We start from the raw sequence: 19,284 nt of genomic DNA on the forward strand, positions 1-19,284 counted from the left end.
AGCGACTCCAGCCCCGCCTCGATCAGCTCGTCCAGGATCTCCGACGCCGACAGGCCCGAGATCGTCTCGAAGTGGTGGATCTCGGTGGCCGTGAAGGCCTTCAGGGAGACGTCCGGCAGCGCCTTCTTCAGTTCGGAGAGCGACCGCGGGTAGTAGCGCCACGGCAGGTTCGGGTGCAGGCCGTTGACGATGTGCAGCTCGGTGAGGTTCTCGCCCTCCATCGCCTTGGCGAGACGGACGGCCTCCTCGATGCGCATCGTGTACGCGTCCTTCTCGCCCGGCTTCCGCTGGAACGAGCAGTACGCACACGACGCCGTGCACACGTTCGTCATATTGAGGTGCCGGTTGACGTTGAAGTGCACGACGTCGCCGTTCTTCCTCGTCCGCACCTCGTGCGCGAGTCCGCCCAGCCAGGCCAGGTCGTCCGACTCGTACAGCGCGATGCCGTCCTCGCGGGTCAGGCGAACGCTCGCCCTTACCTTCTCCTCCAGCTCGCGCTTGAGCCCGACGTCCATGCCTCTCCCTCTTCCTGCTCCTGGTCCCCGCTCAGTGCGACAACCCGGTCAACCATACGGCTCGCGTGCCTAGGGCTCTTCGGGCAGCTCACCCACCCGGTTCTCCCACTTCGTGGAGAGCACGACGGTGGTACGCGTGCGAGAGACGCCCTTCGTCCCCGACAGCCGCCGGATGGTCTTCTCCAGACCGTCCACGTCCGGCGCCCGGACCTTGAGCATGAACGAGTCGTCGCCCGCGATGAACCAGCAGTCCTCGATCTCGTTCAGGTCCTTCAGCCGGTGCGCCACGTCCTCGTGGTCGGCGGCGTCGGAGAGCGAGATGCCGATCAGGGCGATGACACCGAGGCCGAGCGAGGCGGCGTCGACCGTCGCTCGGTAGCCGGTGATGACACCGGCGGCCTCAAGGCGGTTGATGCGGTCGGTGACACTGGGCCCCGACAGTCCGACGAGGCGTCCCAGCTCCGCATAGGAGGCCCGGCCGTTCTCCCTGAGGGCCTGGATGAGCTGCCTGTCCACCGCGTCCATGCGATCGAAAGCCTTCCGCTGAAAAGTTCCTGAAGTGATGAGGGGGTGGTGCGGTTTGATCGGTGGTGCGAGTCGGTCGGTGGTGCGAGTTGATCCGTGGTGCGAGTTGATCCGTGTGTGCCTTGCTCAGGTGATGTGGTGCGAGTTGCTCACGTGGGGCGTGAGCCACCGCCGAGTTCGCCCTCCCAGCGGCGGTAGAGCGTGTGCTCGACGCCCGCCGCGTCCAGCACCCGCCCGGCGACGAAGTCCACCAGGTCCTGGATGTGCGTGGCCCCCGCGTAGAACGCCGGGGAAGCCGGCAGGACGGTCGCGCCCGCGTCGTCCAGCGTCACCAGATGCCGCAGCGTCTGCCCGTTCAGCGGGGTCTCACGAACGGTGACGACCAGCTTGCGGCCCTCCTTGAGCGTGACGCTCGCGGCGCGCTGCAGCAGGTCTTTCGAGAGGCCGAGGGCGACTCCGGCGACACAGGCCGTGGAGGCGGGCACGATGAGCATGCCCTTCGAGGGGTACGAGCCGGAGGAGGGCCCCGCCGCGAGGTCGACCGGACTCCAGTGCCGTACGTCCTGGACCTGGATGTCGAAGGTGTCCGGCTTTCCGTCGGCGCCCCGGGACAGCCACTCCCGGAGGTCCTCGTCCCAGTGGGCGTCCCGGAAACTGATCCCCGTCTCGTCCAGCAGCGTCAGCCGCGACGCCCTGCTGACGATCAGATCGACGCCTTCCCCCGCCTCCAGAAGCGCACGCACCACAGCAGCGGCGTACGGAGTCCCGGATGCCCCGGAGACCCCCACGATCCAAGGCGTGCGCTGCGTCTGTCCTGGCTTCATGATGTCGAGCCTATCCGGCGGCTGCTGGTCCTCAGACCGTCAGCCCGCGCACGAGCAGATCGAGCAGGGCACACACGAACAGCGCGATCCCGATGAACCCGTTCACGCTGAAGAACGCCCGGTTGACCCGGGACAGGTCGTTCGGGCGGACGATCGTGTGCTCGTACAGGAACGCGGCGGCGACGACCACCAGGCCCAGCCAGAAGAAGACGCCCGCGCCGGTGGTCAGGGCGTACCAGACGAACAGCGCCGTCGTGGCGGTGTGGCAGGCGCGTGCGCCCCAGACGGCTGCCGGGATACCGAAGCGGGCCGGTACCGACATCACGCCGATCTCGCGGTCCGTCTCGACGTCCTGGCAGGCGTAGATGAGGTCGAAGCCGCCGATCCAGATACCGACCGCCAGGCCCAGGATCACCGCGTCCCACGACCACTCACCCGTGATCGCCAGCCAGCCGCCGATGGGGCCCATCGCCTGGGCGAGACCCAGGATGGCCTGCGGGAAGTTCGTGAACCGCTTGCCGTACGGGTAGACGACCATCGGGATCACCGCGATGGGCGCGAGCGCGAGACACAGCGGATTGAGCAGGGCCGCGGCGCCGAGGAAGAAGACGAGGGCGACCAGCGAGCCCGTCCACGCGTGCTTCACGCTCATCGCGCCGGTGACCAGCTCGCGATGGGCCGTACGGGGATTGCGGGCGTCGATCTCGCGGTCGATGATCCGGTTCGCTGCCATGGCGAACGTGCGCAGCCCGACCATCGCGATGGTGACCAGGAGCAGCCGACCCCAGTGGATGTTCCGGTCCAGCTGGAACATCGCGGTCAGCGCGGCGATGTACGCGAAGGGGAGCGCGAACACGGAGTGCTCGATCATGACGAGGCGGAGGAAGGCCTTGGTGCGCCCCGGCTGCGGGATCGCGGCTGATGCGCTGCTCACGAGAGTCCGTACTCCTTCCAGCGGCGGTCGACCATCGCCGCGGTCTCCGGGTCGGACAGGACCATGTCGGGCCAGCCGCCGTCTCGCGTGTAGCCCTCCTCGGGCCACTTCCTCGTCGCGTCGATACCTGCCTTGCCGCCCCAGAACTGCTGGTAGGACGCGTGGTCGAGGTGGTCGACCGGGCCTTCGACGACGGTCAGGTCACGGGCGTAGTCCGTGTTGCCCAGCGCCCGCCAGGCGACCTCGTGCAGATCGTGGACGTCGCAGTCGGAGTCGACGACCACGATCAGCTTGGTCAGGGACATCATGTGGGCGCCCCAGACGGCGTGCATCACCTTCTGGGCGTGCTTCGGGTACTTCTTGTCGATCGCGACGATCGCGCAGTTGTGGAATCCGCCCGCCTCGGGGAGGTGATAGTCCACGATGTCCGGCACGATGATCTTCAGCAGCGGGAGGAAGAAGCGCTCGGTCGCCCGGCCGAGGGGGCCGTCCTCCGTGGGCGGCCGGCCGACCACGATCGACTGGAGCAGGGGGCGCTTTCGCATCGTGACGCAGTCGATGGTCAGGGCGGGGAACGGCTCCTGCGGCGTGTAGAAGCCGGTGTGGTCGCCGAACGGGCCCTCCGGCAGCATCTCCCCCGGCTCCAGCCACCCCTCCAGGACGACCTCTGCCTGAGCCGGCACCTGGAGCGGCACCGTCTTGCAGTCGACCATCTCGATCCGCTTGCCCTGGATGAATCCGGCGAAGAGGTACTCGTCGATGTCGCCGGGCAGGGGCGCGGTGGAGGCGTACGTCACGGCGGGCGGGCACCCGAAGGCGATCGCGACGGGCAGCCGCTCGCCCTTGCGCGCGGCCACCTGGTAGTGGTTCCGGCTGTCCTTGTGGATCTGCCAGTGCATGCCGATGGTGCGCTTGTCGTGGCGCTGCAGGCGATAGAGCCCGAGATTGCGGATGCCGGACTCGGGGTCCTTGGTGTGGGTGAGCCCGAGGTTGAAGAAGGAGCCGCCGTCCTTCGGCCAGGTGAAGAGCGCGGGCAGGGTGTCGAGGTCGACGTCGTCGCCGCGGAGCACGACCTCCTGGACCGGCGCGTTGTCGGATTTCACCTTCTTCGGCGGTACGTGCGTCATGGCGCCGAGCTTCCCGAACGCCTCGCGCACACCGACGAACCCGTGCGGCAGCTCGGGCCTGAGCAGTCCGCCGATCTTCTCGGTGATCTCGGCGTACGACTTCAGGCCGAGCGCCTTGAGCAGGCGGCGGTCGGTGCCGAAGACGTTCATCGCGAGCGGCATCGCGGACCCGCGCACGTTCTCGAAGAGCAGCGCCGGGCCGCCCGCCTTCTGCACCCGGTCGACGACTTCCCCGACTTCCAGATAGGGGTCGACCTCGGCCTTGATGCGCTTGAGGTCGCCCTCGCGCTCCAGCGCCCTGAGCAGGGAGCGAAGATCGTCGTAAGCCATGCGTTCCAGTATCCGGTACCGGTTACCCTGGCCCGGTAACGGGGCCTGTTCCGGTGGCCCCCGCCGCGACGCGCAAGGGGAATCCTCATGCTCAGGGTGCTGATGGTTCTGGTGCCACTGGCGCTCAGCATCTACGCGTTCATCGACTGCATCAGCACCGATGAGAAGGAGATCCGGTACATCCCGAAGCCGCTCTGGGCGATTCTCGTGCTGCTCTTCCCGCTCGTGGGGTCCATCTCCTGGCTGCTCGTGGGCAAGGACCGCACCGCCCGGCGCGCCGCGGGCGGACGCCCGGGCGGCTGGGTGGCGCCGGACGACAACCCCGAGTTCCTGAAGTCCTTGAAGGAGGAGAAGTCCTCCAAGGAACCCGAGCCAGAGCCGGAACCGGAGCCGGAGGAGGCTCCGGGCGACAAGGTCGACGAGCGGCTGCTCGAGGACTGGGAGGCCGATCTGCGCCGCCGCGAGGAGGAACTGAAGCGGCGTCAGCGGGACGAGGACGGCGGCAAGGACTGACGCGCCTGCACGCGCACACGCGTACGGAGACGGCAGGGCCGGCCGAGCGGATCGGGGCGCAGGTGTGTTCCGGGGCGGTCCGGCGTCATGGCCGGAGTCGGAACAGCTCCGCCCACTGATCCGCCGTGAGGCTCTTGGGCAGGGCGGTGGGAGGGATCCGGTGCTGCCTCGTCCACCGCCGGATCCGTTGCCGTGACAGCTCGGGCGCGGCAGCGGTGAGGATGTCCGGGAGGCCACGTCCTCGACCGGTGAACACCCGCTGTACGAAGTCCTGGTAGCGCCGCTGGTCACGGCGGTCGACCAGCGGCCGTTCCCGGCGGGACACGGTCATCAGGCCGCCGTCGACACCGGGACGCGGCCGGAACGCCGCGGCGGGGACGCGCCGCACGAGCCGGAACTCGAACCACGGCCACCACTGCGCAGTCATCATGGTCGCCCCGCCCACCCCTGCCCGGCGGCGCGCGACCTCCCACTGCACGAGCAGTACGGCCTCGGTCCAGCCGGGGGCGTGCAGGATGCGCCGGAGCATCGCGGTCGTCGCGTGGAAGGGCAGGTTGCCCACCAGGACATGCGGCGCGGTGGGGACGGAGAACCGCAGGAAGTCCGCGTGGACGATCACGGTCGACGGGCGGGTACGGCGCGCCAGCCGTGCCGCGCGCCGGTCGTCGATCTCGATGCCGGTCAGGGGCCTGCCCAACTGCTGCAGGGGCAGGGTGAGCGCGCCGTCGCCCGGGCCGATCTCGATGATCGGCCCGTCCGTACGGGCCACGAGGCCGACGATGGTGTCGATGACGCTCTGGTCGATGAGGAAGTTCTGGCCGAGTTCATGACGGCCAGGACGCTGCGTGCGCACAGGATCTCCGCGGCTTCGAAGGGAAGCCGGGCACCACGGAAGGGGCCGCCCGGCTGGAGGTCTCCGGAGCGGCGGATGCTTTCGGTCCGCGAAAGTGCCGCCGCTAGAAGCGGCGGGTCCTGGTCACTGCGATGCCACACATGCCGAACAAGCTACGCGACACCAAGTACCTCTCGGCAACTGATTTATCAGCGGTCACCGCACCCCCCGGACCACCCCGCACGTTGCCCCGGTGCGTCGGCGAAAGGGAGAGTGAGAGGCATGGATCAGGCGCAGGCACGCAGCTGGCTCGGGACCGCCCTGGCGGAGGCTCGGACCGGACTCGCCGAGGGCGGCATCCCCATCGGGGCGGCGCTGTACGGGGCTGACGGCACACTGCTCGGGCGCGGTCACAACCGGCGCGTCCAGGACGACGACCCGTCCATGCACGCGGAGACGGCGGCTTTTCGCGATGCCGGGCGGCAGCGTACGTACCGGGGTACGACGATGGTGACGACCCTCTCGCCGTGCTGGTACTGCAGTGGTCTCGTCAGGCAGTTCGGGATCTCGCGGGTCGTCGTCGGGGAGGCCGCCACCTTCCACGGCGGGCACGACTGGCTCGCCGAGCACGGTGTCGAGATCCTTCTCCTCGACGACCCCGAGTGCACCGAGATGATGCGCGACTTCATCAAGAGGAATCCGGCACTGTGGAATGAGGACATCGGTGACTGAGCCCCGTATCCCGACGATCGACCTGCGCCCCTGGCTGTCCGGCGGCGCGGCGGAACGGCAGGCGATCGCCCGTACCGTCGACGAGGCCCTCCAGAGCGCCGGATTCCTCCTCGTGACCGGTCACGGCGTGGACCCGGCCCTGCGGACCCGCATCCGCACGGCCGCCCGCGCCTTCTTCACCCTCCCCACCGAGACCAAGCAGCCGTACGCGGCGAAGGTCGGCGGCCGCGGCTGGCTCGGCCCGGGCGCGGAGGCCAACGGCTACTCGGAGGGCACCCGGACGCCGCCGGACCTGAAGGAGTCGCTGACGTTCGCCACGCACGAGCCCTTCAAGGACCCGGTCGTGAACGCGGAGTGGTACGCGCCCAACGTCTGGCCGGCGGAGGTTCCCGAGCTCCGGGAGCTGTGCGAGGAATACCTGGCCCGGATGGCCGAGTTGGAGAACCACCTCCTCGCTCTCCTCGGCGAAGCCCTCGGCCTGGAACCGGACTTCTTCACCCGTCACATGGGCCATCCCACGTACGGCTTCAACATCAACTGGTACCCGGGCGCGGAGGTGATCGGCGAGGCCGAGGAGGGCCAGTTCCGTATCGGCCCGCACACCGACTTCGGCACGGTCACGATCCTGGACCGGCAGGCCGGCAAGGGCGGGCTGCAGGTCTTCACGGACGAGGGCGGCTGGGAGGACGCGCCCTTCGACCCGGACGCGCTCACCATCAACGTCGGGGATCTGATGGCCCGTTGGACCGGCGACCGGTGGCGCTCCGGCCGGCACCGCGTCCTGCCCCCGCCGGCCGACGCCCCGGGCGAGGAGCTGATGTCGCTGGTCTACTTCGGCGAGTGCACCCCGGGCACGCTCGTGGAGTCGGTACCGGCACCGGTGGGGCGGGTGGCGTACGGGCCCGTGGACTCGCACACGTACCTGCGCGAGAAACTGGACTCGATCACGGTCGGCTGAGCCTCAGCCGCCGTCGGCTTCTGCGGGGAGCGCGGCGACCAGGCGCTCGAAGCGGTCCCGCCAGTCGGCCGTCGCCTGGGCGCGCCGCTCGTCGTCGCCCTCGAATTCGTTGGTGAAGCGCAGGGTCGTGCCCCGCTCCCCCGCGGGCTCCAGGTGGAAGCGGATCCGGCCGTGCACGTCCACCGTGTACTCGGCCACCCTCTCCACGTCCCACGCGGTGACGCGTCCCGCGCCCAGCCCGTGCAGCGTGACGGCCCCGCCGAGTCGCGGCTCGAACGGCTCGGCGGCGGCCAGCCAGCGCCGCAGTCCCTCGGCGCCGGCCAGTACCGGCCAGACGTTCTCCACAGGCTGGGGAAGCCGCAGTGTGAAGTGGAGCGTATGGGTGTCTCCCCGGCTCTCGCCGGACCCCTGCTCGATGGCTTCACTCATGGGTCCAGCGTCACTCGCACGCGCGCGTGCCGCACCTCTACGGCTGCTCACCCGCCTTGTCGACGACCGCTCGTTCGGTGATGGCCTTGGAGGTGAGGAGGTCGCCGGGCTTGGTCGTCCCGCAGCGGCCGCTCGTGGCTTTGCCCGCGTAGACCTGCCGCTCCCCCAGATACTCGAGGGTCTTCTCGTCGAAGATCCAGTCGGTCCGCTCCTTCATGTCCTTGTCGGTCCGGCCGATCGCCACCCCGCCCCGCCCCAGGGCGTCCTCGGCGTCCTCGGCGTCCTTGACCACGGTCACGCCGGGGAGCTTGGCGACGGCCCGGAAGAGCGCGGCGCTCACCTCGGGCGGGACGATGTTGTCGCTGAGGATGGTGGTGGCCGTCCGGAAGGCGGCGTCGTGGCTCCTGGCCCGCGGGTTCGATCCCTTGTGCAGCCAGTCGTACAGGGCGTCCGGGTCGGTGGGGAGCGCCTCCACCTCCCGGTAGTCCGAGGGGGGCTTGTCGTTCGCCATGAACTTGGGGTTGATCTTCTCCTCGTACCGGCCCGACTCCGACCGGTCCAGGCCCCAGCGCTTGCCGTCGACCGCCTTCCAGATCTCGCGGTCCGTGAGGTCGTGACTGGGGACGGGGCACGTGTCGTCGTGGGTGGCTTCCATGTAGTCGTCCTGGCTCTTGATGTAGACGAACTGGTCGTCCCGGACGCCCTCGGGCCCGGGCCGCTTCTCGGCGGCCTTCGCGATCCGCTCCAGCACCTCCGCCGCGGCCTGGTGACGCTCCTTCGCCGGCCTCGGCCGGTTCCCGTCCCGGGCATCGCGGGTGACCGCGACACCCAGGACGACGGCCACCGACAGAACGGCCGCGACCGCCGGGGCCACGAAGGCGGGGCGGCGCCAGGCGGCCCCGCGTGCCGGCGGCGGAGTCTCGTTGCTGATCTCACGCATCAGGTGCTCCCTCAGGACGCGATGACGGCCCGGCGGGAGGTCCTTCTCGGGAATCTCGCTCACTGGTTCCCCTCCTGGGTGGGCCCGGCCACGGACGTGTGGCCGTCTCTCATCTGTCCGCGCCCCGCGGCGAGTTCCGCGGCGAGCTTGGTGCGCGCCCGGGACAACCGGGAGCGCACCGTGCCGACCGGAATCCCGAGCGCCGCCGCGGCGGCCGCATAGTCGAGGCCGCCCCACGCGCACAACGCGAGCACTTCGCGCTCAGGCCGGCGCAGCCGGTCGACGGCGACGCGTACGGCCCTGAGGTACTCCAAGTCGTCGATGCGCCCGGCGACTTCGTCGGCGAAGTCGCGCACGGCGCCGGCGGGCGGCAGGCGCGCCACGGCCGCCGCGTGCCGCCGGGCGGCCCGGCGCGTGTTACGGGCCACGTTCGTGGCGACGCCGAGCAGCCACGGCCGCGGCGAACCGCCCTCCGCGTCGAGGCGCTCCCGCAGCCGCCACGCCTCCAGGAACGTCAGCGACACGATGTCCTCGGCCGCCGACCAGTCGCCCGTGAGCCGGAACGCGTGGTTGTAGACGGAGCGTGCGTACGCGTCGAAGAGCGCGCCGAACGCCTCCGCGTCCCCGGCCCGTATCCGCGCCCGGAGTTCCCCCCTGTTTGTCTCCACGTCCCCCACCTGTCCGTACGACGAAGGCCGGTTCCCGTGACGCATGTCACATGGAACCGGCCTCGGGCGGTACGAGGGTGGCAGGCCCTGGTGAACAGGAGGGGTTCAGAACCCGTGACTGCGGACCGAGGCTTCAGACCCCGGCGTACGAGTGCTTGCCGGAGACGAAGATGTTGACGCCGTAGTAGTTGAACAGCCAGCAGGCGAAGGCGATGAGCGCGATGTACGCGGCCTTGCGGCCCTTCCAGCCGGCCGTGGCGCGGGCGTGCAGGTAGCAGGCGTACGCGACCCAGGTGATGAACGCCCAGGTCTCCTTGGGGTCCCAGCCCCAGTAGCGGCCCCATGCGTCGCCCGCCCAGATCGCGCCGGCGATGATCGTGAAGGTCCACAGCGGGAAGACGGCGGCGTTCACGCGGTACGCGAACTTGTCGAGGGAGGCCGAGGCGGGCAGCCGCTCCTGGACGGAGGTCGCGAAACGGCCGGGCGTGCCGCCGCTCGCCAGCTTGTTCTCGTACGAGTCCTTGAAGAGGTACAGGATCGTGCTGACCGCGCCCACGTAGAAGACGGCGCCGCACAGGATCGCGGTGGAGACGTGGATGTACAGCCAGTACGAGTGAAGGGCGGGAACCAACTGGTCACTGGCGGTGTACAAGACAGTGACGGCGAGACCGAGATCGAGGAGGACCGTGGTCACCAGGAAGAGGCCCATCCAGCGGACGTTCTTCTTCAGCGCGAGCAGCGTGAGGTACACGCCCACGGCGACGGTGGAGAAGGTGATGTTGAACTCGTACATGTTGCCCCACGGCGCCCGCTCCACCGAGAGCGCCCGGGCGAGCACGCCGCCGAACTCCACGAGGAAGGCGAGCACGGTGAGGGATACGGCGATACGGCCGTAGAGGTCCCCCTGCTCGTCCCCACCGTGCGCCCCGGGCCCGTCTGGCACGTCCCGTGCGCCGGCGACGGACCGCGTCACCACCTTGGGCCGCTCCAGCACGGTGGTGCCACCCGCCGTCTTCGCGGTGACCGCGGGCGCCTTCGCGCTCGCGTCGCTCTTGGCGGTCAGCGCCGCGGCCGTGCGGGCGACCTTGCTGCGGCTCCCGAAGAGCCATTCGGCGATGTACGCGAAGAAGGCCAGCGTGTACACGGCCATCGCGGAGTAGATCAGCGTGTTGCTGATGTTCGCGAGGTTTTCGTTGGTTGCGGCGGCGAGAGTCACTTCGTCTCAGCCCCTTCGGCAGGTACGGCTTGGGGGTCGGGGGTGGGGTGTTCCGGATCAGGAGCGCCGGCAGCCGTGTCGTACAGCAGGCCCGCCAACTCGCCCAGTTCCTCCGGGACCTTCGCGGACTCGCTGCGGCCGAGGCCGGCCATCTCGACGACCGTGACACCGTCCGCGCCCGTGGTCGCGCGCACCCATACGCGGCGGCGCTGGATGAACAGGGAGGCGGCGAGGCCGAAGATGGCGGCCAGGGATCCGGTCAGGGCCCAGCCGCTGCCGGGCTGCTGGGCGATCTGGAAGCCGCCCCACTCCTTGATGCCCTTCTCGAAGGTGATCGAGCCGGCACCGTTCGGAAGCTTCATGGTCTCGCCGGGCAGGAGCCGCTGCTTGAGCAGGTTGCCCTGGGAGTCCTTGAACTCCTTCATGTTGGTCTTGTCGAGCTGGTACACGCTCTGCGGGAGGCCCGAGTCGACGCCCAGGTCGCCGTGGTACGCGGAGAGCGCCAGCACCGGGAAGTCCAGCGACGGGAACTGGGACAGCATCTGCCCCTTGCCCGCCCCGGCGAAGGTCGGCACGAAGAAGGCGTTGAAGCCGAGCTGCTCCTTGACGCCCTTGGCGTTCTGGTAACCGTCGAGGACCTTGATCGCACCGGTGGAGGTGACGTTGGAGTCGAGCGGCAGCATCGGCACGGGCTGGCGGAAGACCACGTTGCCCTTGCCGTCCCGGACGGTGACGACCGGGGCGTACCCGTGGCTGACGAGGTAGACCTTCGAGCCGTCGACGTCCAGCGGCTCATTGGGCTTGATCTTGGTCGACTGCTCCTTGCCGTCGGCACCCGCGCTGTAGGTGACGGCGGCCTCGTAGATGCGCGGCGTGCCCCGGTTGGGCCCGGTCCGCTCGTACGTGCCCTTGAAGTCCTTCAGGGTGAAGCTGAACGGCTCCAGATCGTCGGGGTCGAAGAGACTGCCGGACTTGAAGTCGTCGTACTGCGTGAGGGTGTTGGCGAACCCATCGCCCTCGATGATCAGCTTGTTGCCCTCGGACTTGAACAGCTGGCCCCAGGCGAAGGCGACCAGCATCACGATCAGCGCGATGTGGAAGACGAGGTTGCCGACCTCACGGAGGTAGCCCTTCTCGGCGGCGACGGCGTCACCGGCGGTGTGCGCGCGGAAGCGCCGCTTCTTCAGCAGCGCGAGCGCGGCCTCGCGGACCTCCTCGGGCTGCGCCTCGGTACGCCACGTCGTGTACGCGGGCAGCCGGGTCAGCCGCCTGGGCGCGCCCGGCGGGCGGCTGCGCAGCTGGCCGACGAACTGCCAGGTGCGAGGCACGATGCAGCCGATGAGCGAGACGAACAGGAGGATGTAGATCGCCGAGAACCACACGGAGCTGTAGACGTGGAACAGCCCGAGCTTCTCGTACACCGGAGCGAGCGTGGTGTGGTCCTTCGCGAACTGCTCGACCTTCATGTCGTCGACCCCGCTCTGCGGGATCAGCGACCCGGGGATCGCCCCGAGCGAGAGCAGGAAGAGCAGGATCAGCGCGACCCGCATGGAGGTGAGCTGCCGCCAGAACCAGCGGGCCCAGCCGATGACCTCGCGGCCGGTCCACGCCAGCCACCCGGCGGCGCCGGGGGCGCGGGAACCGCCGAAGGAGCCGGGCACGGCCGTCTCCACGGGCGCGGTGGACAACTGCGCCCCGGCTTCGCCGAGATCGCGCGCGTCCCGCGCCTGGGCGGACTCGTTCTCGTCGTTCCGCACGTCGGCGTTCCGCACGTCGGCGTTCGGCACATCGGTGTTCGGCACGTCAGTGTCCCGTGTCGTGCTCATGGATCAGACCCCTACGGTGAAGCCGTCGGACCAGACCTGCATCTCCTGCACGATGCGGTCCCACGCGCCGGTCAGCAGCAGCAGCCCGGTCACGATCATCATGGCGCCGCCGATCCGCATCACCCACACGTAGTGGCGCTTGACCCAGCCGAAGGCGCCGAGCGCCTTGCGGAAGGCGACCGCGGCGAGGACGAAGGGCACGCCCAGACCGATGCAGTACGCGACCGTCAGTATGGCCCCACGCCCCGCGCTCCCCTCGTTGAAGGCGAGCGCCTGCACGGAGGCGAGGGTCGGGCCGATGCAGGGCGTCCAGCCGATCCCGAAGAGCGCGCCGAGGAAGGGGGCGCCCACGAGCCCGACGGCCGGCCGCTTGTGGAAGCGGAACTCGCGCTGGGTGAGCCGGGGCACGAGGCCCATGAAGAAGATGCCCATGAGGATCATGAGGACACCGAGCACCTTGGACAGGATGCCCTGCTGCTCCTGCAGCGTCTGGCCGAAGTACCCGAACAGCGCCCCGCCGGAGACGAACACGGCGGTGAAGCCGAGCACGAAGAGCGAGGCACCCGCGACCATCCGCCCGCGCCGGGCTTCGGCGAGGTCGGTGCCGCTGACGCCGGTGACGTACGAGAGATAGCCGGGTACGAGGGGCAGGACGCACGGTGAGAAGAAGGACACGAGCCCGCCGAGCACGGCGATCGGCAGGGCGAGCAGCAGGGCCCCGCTGAGGACCGTCTGGTTCGGGTCAGTGGCTACGGCGAGTTGCACGTCAGGTCACTTCTCCGCGAGGACCGGCTTGAGCATGTCGCGCAGCTTCTCCTCGCTGAGCGCCTGCAGTGCCCGCGCCGCGACCTTTCCCTCCCGGTCGATGATGAGCGTGGAGGGGATCAGCTGCGGATTGAGCGTGCCCTTCTTGAAGCGGAGCATGAGCTTGCCCGTCGGGTCGTACAGACTCGGGTAGGTGACCCCGTGCGCCTTCTCGAACGCGACCGCGGGGGTGGTGCTGGTGTCGCGGGTGTTGATGCCGACGAACTGTACGCCCTGGTCCTTGACGTCCTCGGAGACCTTGACGAAGTTCTTCGCCTCCAGGCGGCACGGACCGCACCAGGAGCCCCAGACGTTGAGCACGACGACCTTGCCCTTGTAGTCGGCGACGTCGAGCTGCTTGCCGTCGATGGTCTTCCCGGACAGATCGGGGGCCGGTGTCCGCTCGCCCTTCGTGACCGTGGCGATGCCGTCGGAGCCGGTGACGAAGCCCGTGTTGCCCGACCCGCCGGACTTGCCCCCGGAGCCGCACGCGGACAGGACCAGAGCCGCGACGACGGCGCTGCCGGTGAACAGGGCGGCGCGACTACGCGTACGGATATGGGCAAGGGTGCGGTTCGAGCGCTGGGGGGCATGGCTGGCGGCACTCATGTGAAAAGTTTCGCATGTCCGTTCCGGGGATCTCGCGCACCCCCCTCACGGGCGGAAAACCGCATTTCAGGCGGCGTTTCCGGCGCTCTCCGAAGAGCCCGTACGGGAGTCCGCGGGGTCCGTGGCGGAGTTCGTGGCGGCACCCTGGAGGAACTGCTTCCAGCCACCCACCGGTTGCTGCCCGACGTCCAGCGTCCGCAGCTTCTCCAGGACGGCCGGGTCCTGGACATCCAGCCAGTCCACGAACTGACGGAACGACACCAGGCGTACGTCCTTCTTGCCGGCGATGCGCTTCAGCGCCTCCTCGACGGCGTCCATGTAGATGCCGCCGTTCCACTGCTCGAAGTGGTTGCCTATAAAGAAGGGGGAGCGATTTGTCTCATATGCCCGATTGAATCCGCTGATGTACGCCTCAGTGGCCTGCCTGCGCCAGCCCGGATAGTTGGCGGGGGGCGCCTGGGTGGAGTTGCGCGACTGGTTGGCGAGGATGTTGTAGTCCATCGAGAGGACCTCGAAGGTGTGGCCGGGGAAGGGGATCGCCTGCAGCGGCAGGTCCCACACGCCCTGGCTCTTCTCGGGCCAGATCTGACGGCCGCCCGGCGAGGAGGAGTCGTAGCGCCAGCCGAGTTCGCGGGCCGTGGGCAGCAGGTCGCTCTGACCGAGCAGACACGGCGTGCGGCCGCCTATGAGCTCCTTGTCGTAGTCGAAGGGCAGCGCGGGTACGTCGGTCCAGCCCGTGTTCGTACGCCACTCCTTGACGAAGGACTTCGCCTGCTCGATCTCGCTGCGCCACTGCGCGGACGTCCAGTTGGCGACCGTGCCCGTGCCGGCGCAGAAGTGACCATTGAAATGCGTGCCGATCTCGTGACCTTCCAGCCATGCCTGCCGGACGTACTTGAGGGTCGACTTGATGTGTTCGTCGGTCAGATAACCGATGTCGGAGGCGCCCGGCGCATTGTTGGGCGGAAGGTACTTGCGCTTTTTCGATTCGGGCAGCAGATAAAGCCCGGAGAGAAAGAACGTCATATGCGCGCCGTGATCCTCGGCGGCCTTCAGAAAACGCGGGAATAGACCGTTCCCGACATCCCCCGCACCGTCCCAGGAAAAGATCACGAACTGCGGCGGGGTCTCGCCGGGTTCGAGGGGTACGGGCTTGTCAGGCTGGTTGGGCTGCTTGCCGGTGTGGGCGGTGGAGCCGTCACCGATGGGACGCTCGGTCTTCTTGTCACCACCGCTGCCGCTGCCGGATCCCTTTCCGGAGTCTCCGGAACTCCCGGAACCCCCGGCATCGGCGGAACCGTCTCCCAGTGCGGTACCGCACCCCGCCAGCCCCATGGCCGCCACAGCACCGGCCCCGAGCCCCAGCATTCCCCTTCGACTGATGTCGCGCATTCCAACCCCGATCGTCGCGCCCTTGGCTCATGCCGGATGGACACCGAGTTAGAGGGCACGACGAACAGGGGGGTTCCAGCGAACTCACATATATTTCAGGGATTGCAAGGAAATACGTTCAGATAACCGCTCACATACGCTTTGTAACGGGGCGCACGCCCAGAGCACGCCGTACACACAGCACGGCGCTGGGGCGCGGAGGGCCGGAGCGCGGGAGAACCGGAACGCGCAGGACCTGCGCGCGGACGGACGCACCCAGCCGAGCCCCGCAAGGGGCGCGGGGAACTGCGCGCCCAGCCACAACCAGCCCGCACGCACCCCCAACCCCACCCCACACCCCCCGAAACCCCCACCCCAGCGGAGCGCCTACGCTCCGAAGGCCTTGTCCTTCCCCTTGACCCCCTTCGCCCCCGCCAGCAGATGAACCGGCACAAGATCCCGAGCCGGCTCGGTGTAACCGACGGACACGATCTTGTCGCCCTGGTACGTGAACGTCGTCAGCGAAGCGAGCGTGCACTGCCGCTTGCGCGGGTCGTGCCACAGCCGCCGGCGCTCCACGAAGCTGCGCACGATCCAGATCGGCAACTGGTGGCTCACGCACACGGCCTCATGCCCACGCGCCGCGTCCTTGGCCGCGTCCAGCGCCCCCATCATCCGTACGACCTGTTCCAGGTACGGCTCGCCCCAGGACGGCTTGAACGGGTTGATGAGGTGCTTCCAGTTCTCGGGTCTGCGCAGCGCGCCGTCGCCGACGCCGAAGGTCTTGCCCTGGAAGACGTTGTCGGCCTCGATCAGGCGAGGGTCGGTCACGAGATCCAGCCCGTGCCGCTCCGCTATGGGCGCGGCGGTCTCACGGGCCCGCTCCAGCGGCGAGGAGACGACATGGGTGACATCCCGGGAGGCGAGGTGCTCGGCGACGCGATCGGCCATCCGGCGCCCCAACTCGGACAGGTGGTAGCCGGGCAGACGCCCGTACAGGATCCCGTCCGGGTTGGCGACCTCGCCGTGCCGCATCACATGTACGACGGTGATGTCACTCATACTGCCGTGGCCTCCGCTGCTGCCCGTGCCGCCGCCGGAAGGGCGTCGGCGATCCGCTGGACCGCCCGCTCGTCGTGTGCCGTCGAGACGAACCATGACTCGAAGGACGACGGGGGCAGATAGACGCCCTGCGCCAGCATCGAGTGGAAGAAGGCGGTGAAGCGGTACGACTCCTGCGCCTTCGCGTCCTCGTAGTTCCGTACGTCCCCGTCCGTGAAGAAGACGGAGAACATGTTGGAGGCGTTCTGCAGCCGGTGCGCCACGCCCTCCTTGGTGAGCGCGTCCGTCACCAGCGTACGAACCTGCTCGGACACCGCGTCGACCTTGTCGTACGCGGCGTCGTCGAGCAGCCGCAGCTGCGCGAGCCCGGCGGCGGTCGCGACGGGGTTCCCGGACAGGGTGCCCGCCTGGTAGACGGGCCCGGCGGGGGCGAGGTGCGCCATGACATCCGCCCGGCCACCGAAGGCGGCGGCCGGGAAGCCACCGCCCATGACCTTGCCGAAGGTCATGAGATCGGGACGTACCCCGTCGATCCCGAACCATCCGGCCTTACTGGTCCGGAATCCGGTCATGACCTCGTCGGAGATGTACAGGGCACCGTTCTCGGCGCAGACGTCCTTGAGCCCCTGGTTGAACCCGGGCCCGGGCGGCACGACGCCCATGTTCCCGGGCGAGGCCTCCGTGATCACGCAGGCGATCTCGCCGGGATGGGCGCGGAAGGCTTCGCGCACCGCCTGGAGATCGTTGTACGGGAGGACGATGGTGTCCCCGGCCTGGGCGCCGGTGACGCCGGGCGTATCGGGCAGCGCGAAGGTGGCGACCCCGCTCCCCGCGGCGGCCAGCAGGGCGTCCACGTGACCGTGGTAACAGCCGGCGAACTTGATCACCTTGGCGCGCCCGGTGAATCCGCGCGCGAGACGGATGGCGGACATGGTCGCCTCGGTGCCGCTGGACACGAGACGGACCTGCTCGACGGGTTCGACCCGGGCGACGATCTCCTCGGCCAGCGCGACCTCGCCCTCGCCGGGCGTCCCGAACGACGTGCCGCGGGATACGGCTGCCTGGACGGCAGCGTTCACCTCGGGATGGGAATGGCCAAGGATCATCGGCCCCCACGAACAAACGAGGTCTACGTACTCCCTTCCGTCGGCATCCGTCAGGTACGGACCGGTGCCGGACACCATGAACCGGGGCGTACCGCCCACGGCGCGGAACGCTCGCACGGGAGAGTTCACGCCGCCCGGCGTGACGGCCGCCGCACGGTCGAAAAGAGTCTGCGAAACTGGTGCTTCGTACGGATAGCTCACACAAGCATGGTGTCAGAGGCTTCGAAGATCCTGCGGAGAGGTGTTTCAACGCACGTTTCGGCGGGCGGCCGTGGGGGAGGTCACTGACACGATGATCGGGTTGCGTCGCGGGGGTCGCGCGCCTTAGAAAAGCATTCGGGTGGAGATATGCATCGCGGTGGCGGACTGGGCGAGGGGACCGATGACCTCGGTCCTCGGCGTGCCCGGCGGGGAAGGCACCGGCGCGAGGCGGAGGCGGCCGAGGCACGGCAGACGGAGAGTGAGCTCGAGCGGAGCGATCGGATCGATGGAATCAACCGGATCCATCAGATCGATCCCCCACGGGCCGGGAGCAGGAATGGTGGCCGGGTGGGGGTGACGTACAAATACTTCGGGGCCCCGGACGGCGCGACAGCCGCTCGCGTCCCGATCTCCATGCGCCCTGAGGAACTCGGCGGCGACGAGCTCGGCATGAACGGCATGTTCACGAAGATCAAGCCGGAGACGATGGCCGCGATGGTCCTCACCGGCATCGAGGGCATACCGCTGAACAAGGTCCCCCCGCTCGAACTCGTCGTCCTCCACCCCGACTACGCCGTCGTCAAACTCCCCATGACCGTCGTCGACCCCCTCCGCGGAATCGGCGAGGAAGCGGTCGGCGCGGCGGCCTTCATCTGGTCCACGGTCCCGGACCGCGGCGGCCCGCGCGACGCGTTCAACGTGTACCAACTGCTCCACGAGTGGCAGGACTTCAGCCACCGGTTGCATGAGGCGGGGCATCAGCCGTACTGCCTTGTGTGGCCGTGACCCGGAGTTTCATGGCATGCGGACGGGGTTTCAGGACCCCGCCCTCGTCATGGGCGCCGGGGGGCCGATAGGCGGCTGTGGCCGGCGCGACCGATCGCATCCGCAGGCCGAGCGGGCGCGGTTCTCCCGGTGATCGCGAGGCCGAGCGGATGGGGCGGCCGGTCTGGGCCTCGACCGCCTCCGCGGCAAGGAAGCGCAGGTCGGCGGACGTACCCCGAAGGCAGGCGGCCGTCTGCTCGATGGCCGGACCTGGGATGAGCATCCCGCCGCGGTAGGCCGTGGTGGGATGTGACCCAGATACGCGTGCGCGGAAGAAGGAGCAGCGGTTCCTGAGCTTTCCTACTCTGCCGGGCCTTGTCTCGGTGCTGCACGGACGTGCGCGCGTTCTCCTTGTTTCCCGATGAGACTCAGGTACTCGACGGGGCCGGCGCTGGTGGCCCCGAACCAGTGCGGGGTGCGTGTGTCGAACTCCGCGGCCTCCCCGGATTTGAGGATGAGGTCGTGTTCCCCGAGGACAAGGCGGAGCGTTCCGTTGAGGACATAGACCCAGTCATAGCCCTCGTGTGTGCGCAGGTCGGGTTCGGCATCGTCCTTTCCGGTCGGGAGGACGAACTTGTAGGCCTGGATTCCCCCGGGCCTACGGGTCAGCGGCAGGATGACCGAGCCGTCGCTGCAGGGGATGGGACGGAGATTGATGCGGGGGTCGCCCGTCGGCGGCGCATCGACGAGCTCGTCGAGTGTGACCCCGTAGGCGCGAGCAAGCGGAAGCAGCTGCTCGAGCGTGGGACGCCGCAGGCCCGCCTCGAGCCGGGACAAGGTGCTGGTGGAGATGCCGGTCTCCGCCGCTAGGTCGGCGAGCGTGACGTCCCGATGCAGCCGAAGGCGTTTCAACCTCGGTCCGACGGCGTCAAGAGTGCGGTCAATGGCTTCATCCATCCCGCTATTTTGCCATTCGGCAACAAGGTTTGCGCATCCG

The 19,284-nt window shown here is 68.9% G+C and carries 21 protein-coding genes; 4 read left to right on the forward strand and 17 right to left on the reverse strand.

The window, feature by feature from the left end; genetic code table 11:
- The 5 genes from FGD71_RS10195 to FGD71_RS10215 form a co-directional block, all read right to left on the reverse strand.
- Positions 1–515: radical SAM protein (locus tag FGD71_RS10195; RefSeq protein WP_338120048.1), on the reverse strand; the 515-nt coding region annotated here is incomplete at its 3' end.
- Between the two features lie 69 nt (positions 516–584).
- A complete protein-coding gene (locus FGD71_RS10200; protein ID WP_119100083.1) occupies positions 585–1,040 on the reverse strand; it encodes an Lrp/AsnC family transcriptional regulator in 456 nt (151 codons plus the stop codon).
- A gap of 149 nt (positions 1,041–1,189) precedes the next feature.
- On the reverse strand, positions 1,190–1,864 hold the full coding sequence (locus FGD71_RS10205) for a UbiX family flavin prenyltransferase (RefSeq protein WP_119100084.1): 675 nt from the start codon (positions 1,862–1,864) through the stop codon (positions 1,190–1,192).
- Positions 1,865–1,895: 31 nt separating this feature from the next.
- Entirely contained in the window at positions 1,896–2,798 is a 903-nt protein-coding gene (gene mqnP, locus FGD71_RS10210; RefSeq protein ID WP_119100085.1) for a menaquinone biosynthesis prenyltransferase MqnP, read from the reverse strand.
- On the reverse strand, positions 2,795–4,255 hold the full coding sequence (locus FGD71_RS10215; RefSeq protein ID WP_119100086.1) for a menaquinone biosynthesis decarboxylase: 1,461 nt from the start codon (positions 4,253–4,255) through the stop codon (positions 2,795–2,797). The genes mqnP and FGD71_RS10215 overlap by 4 nt, the downstream gene beginning before the upstream one ends.
- 87 nt (positions 4,256–4,342) lie before the next feature.
- Here FGD71_RS10215 and FGD71_RS10220 point away from each other — a divergent pair, with 87 nt between their 5' ends.
- Positions 4,343–4,768, forward strand: coding sequence for a PLD nuclease N-terminal domain-containing protein (locus FGD71_RS10220; protein WP_119100087.1), 426 nt, complete (start codon positions 4,343–4,345; stop codon positions 4,766–4,768).
- 85 nt (positions 4,769–4,853) lie between these two features.
- On the opposite strand, the gene erm is transcribed toward FGD71_RS10220, so the two are convergent.
- Positions 4,854–5,621: a 23S ribosomal RNA methyltransferase Erm gene (erm, locus tag FGD71_RS10225; RefSeq protein ID WP_119100088.1), complete on the reverse strand. Its 768-nt coding sequence runs from the start codon at positions 5,619–5,621 to the stop codon at positions 4,854–4,856.
- A 261-nt stretch (positions 5,622–5,882) separates the two neighbouring features.
- Between erm and FGD71_RS10230 the strand changes: the two genes are divergently transcribed.
- The gene (locus tag FGD71_RS10230) at positions 5,883–6,332 is read left to right on the forward strand and encodes a nucleoside deaminase (RefSeq protein ID WP_181359169.1); all 450 of its coding nucleotides are present in this window, start codon (positions 5,883–5,885) and stop codon (positions 6,330–6,332) included.
- The gene (locus tag FGD71_RS10235; protein WP_119100090.1) at positions 6,313–7,290 is read left to right on the forward strand and encodes an isopenicillin N synthase family dioxygenase; all 978 of its coding nucleotides are present in this window, start codon (positions 6,313–6,315) and stop codon (positions 7,288–7,290) included. The genes FGD71_RS10230 and FGD71_RS10235 overlap by 20 nt, the downstream gene beginning before the upstream one ends.
- Before the next feature lie 3 nt (positions 7,291–7,293).
- Here FGD71_RS10235 and FGD71_RS10240 read toward each other — a convergent pair whose 3' ends face one another.
- The 10 genes from FGD71_RS10240 to hemL form a co-directional block, all read right to left on the reverse strand.
- A complete protein-coding gene (locus tag FGD71_RS10240; protein WP_119100091.1) occupies positions 7,294–7,719 on the reverse strand; it encodes an SRPBCC domain-containing protein in 426 nt (141 codons plus the stop codon).
- 37 nt (positions 7,720–7,756) lie between these two features.
- Positions 7,757–8,722 carry a CU044_5270 family protein gene (locus tag FGD71_RS10245; protein WP_119100092.1) on the reverse strand — a complete coding sequence of 322 codons (966 nt, stop codon included), beginning with the start codon at positions 8,720–8,722 and terminating at the stop codon, positions 7,757–7,759.
- Positions 8,719–9,327 carry an RNA polymerase sigma factor gene (locus tag FGD71_RS10250; RefSeq protein WP_240436504.1) on the reverse strand — a complete coding sequence of 203 codons (609 nt, stop codon included), beginning with the start codon at positions 9,325–9,327 and terminating at the stop codon, positions 8,719–8,721. Before FGD71_RS10250 ends, FGD71_RS10245 begins: the two co-directional genes overlap by 4 nt.
- Positions 9,328–9,460: 133 nt before the next feature.
- Entirely contained in the window at positions 9,461–10,543 is a 1,083-nt protein-coding gene (gene ccsB, locus FGD71_RS10255; RefSeq protein ID WP_119100094.1) for a c-type cytochrome biogenesis protein CcsB, read from the reverse strand.
- Positions 10,540–12,369 (reverse strand): cytochrome c biogenesis protein ResB, encoded by a 1,830-nt coding sequence (resB, locus tag FGD71_RS10260; protein WP_119100095.1) that lies wholly within the window; start codon positions 12,367–12,369, stop codon positions 10,540–10,542. Before resB ends, ccsB begins: the two co-directional genes overlap by 4 nt.
- Before the next feature lie 3 nt (positions 12,370–12,372).
- The gene (locus tag FGD71_RS10265) at positions 12,373–13,134 is read right to left on the reverse strand and encodes a cytochrome c biogenesis CcdA family protein (protein WP_119100096.1); all 762 of its coding nucleotides are present in this window, start codon (positions 13,132–13,134) and stop codon (positions 12,373–12,375) included.
- Between the two features lie 6 nt (positions 13,135–13,140).
- Complete coding sequence (locus FGD71_RS10270; protein ID WP_119100097.1) at positions 13,141–13,782, reverse strand: TlpA family protein disulfide reductase; 642 nt, start codon at positions 13,780–13,782, stop codon at positions 13,141–13,143.
- 66 nt (positions 13,783–13,848) lie between these two features.
- On the reverse strand, positions 13,849–15,174 hold the full coding sequence (locus tag FGD71_RS10275) for a hypothetical protein (RefSeq protein WP_119100098.1): 1,326 nt from the start codon (positions 15,172–15,174) through the stop codon (positions 13,849–13,851).
- A 366-nt stretch (positions 15,175–15,540) separates the two neighbouring features.
- Positions 15,541–16,215, reverse strand: a complete 675-nt coding sequence (locus FGD71_RS10285; RefSeq protein ID WP_119100100.1) for a histidine phosphatase family protein — start codon at positions 16,213–16,215, stop codon at positions 15,541–15,543.
- Positions 16,212–17,522 (reverse strand): glutamate-1-semialdehyde 2,1-aminomutase, encoded by a 1,311-nt coding sequence (gene hemL / locus FGD71_RS10290; protein ID WP_119100101.1) that lies wholly within the window; start codon positions 17,520–17,522, stop codon positions 16,212–16,214. The genes FGD71_RS10285 and hemL overlap by 4 nt, the downstream gene beginning before the upstream one ends.
- A 348-nt stretch (positions 17,523–17,870) precedes the next feature.
- Here hemL and FGD71_RS10300 point away from each other — a divergent pair, with 348 nt between their 5' ends.
- Positions 17,871–18,308, forward strand: a complete 438-nt coding sequence (locus FGD71_RS10300; protein WP_119100102.1) for a hypothetical protein — start codon at positions 17,871–17,873, stop codon at positions 18,306–18,308.
- A gap of 339 nt (positions 18,309–18,647) precedes the next feature.
- Here the strand turns inward: FGD71_RS10300 and FGD71_RS10310 are convergent, their stop codons facing one another.
- Positions 18,648–19,244 carry a helix-turn-helix domain-containing protein gene (locus FGD71_RS10310; RefSeq protein ID WP_119100103.1) on the reverse strand — a complete coding sequence of 199 codons (597 nt, stop codon included), beginning with the start codon at positions 19,242–19,244 and terminating at the stop codon, positions 18,648–18,650.
- Between the last annotated feature and the right edge of the window lie 40 nt (positions 19,245–19,284).

Source organism: Streptomyces sporangiiformans (genome assembly GCF_005768555.2).
GTDB lineage: Bacteria > Actinomycetota > Actinomycetes > Streptomycetales > Streptomycetaceae > Streptomyces > Streptomyces sporangiiformans.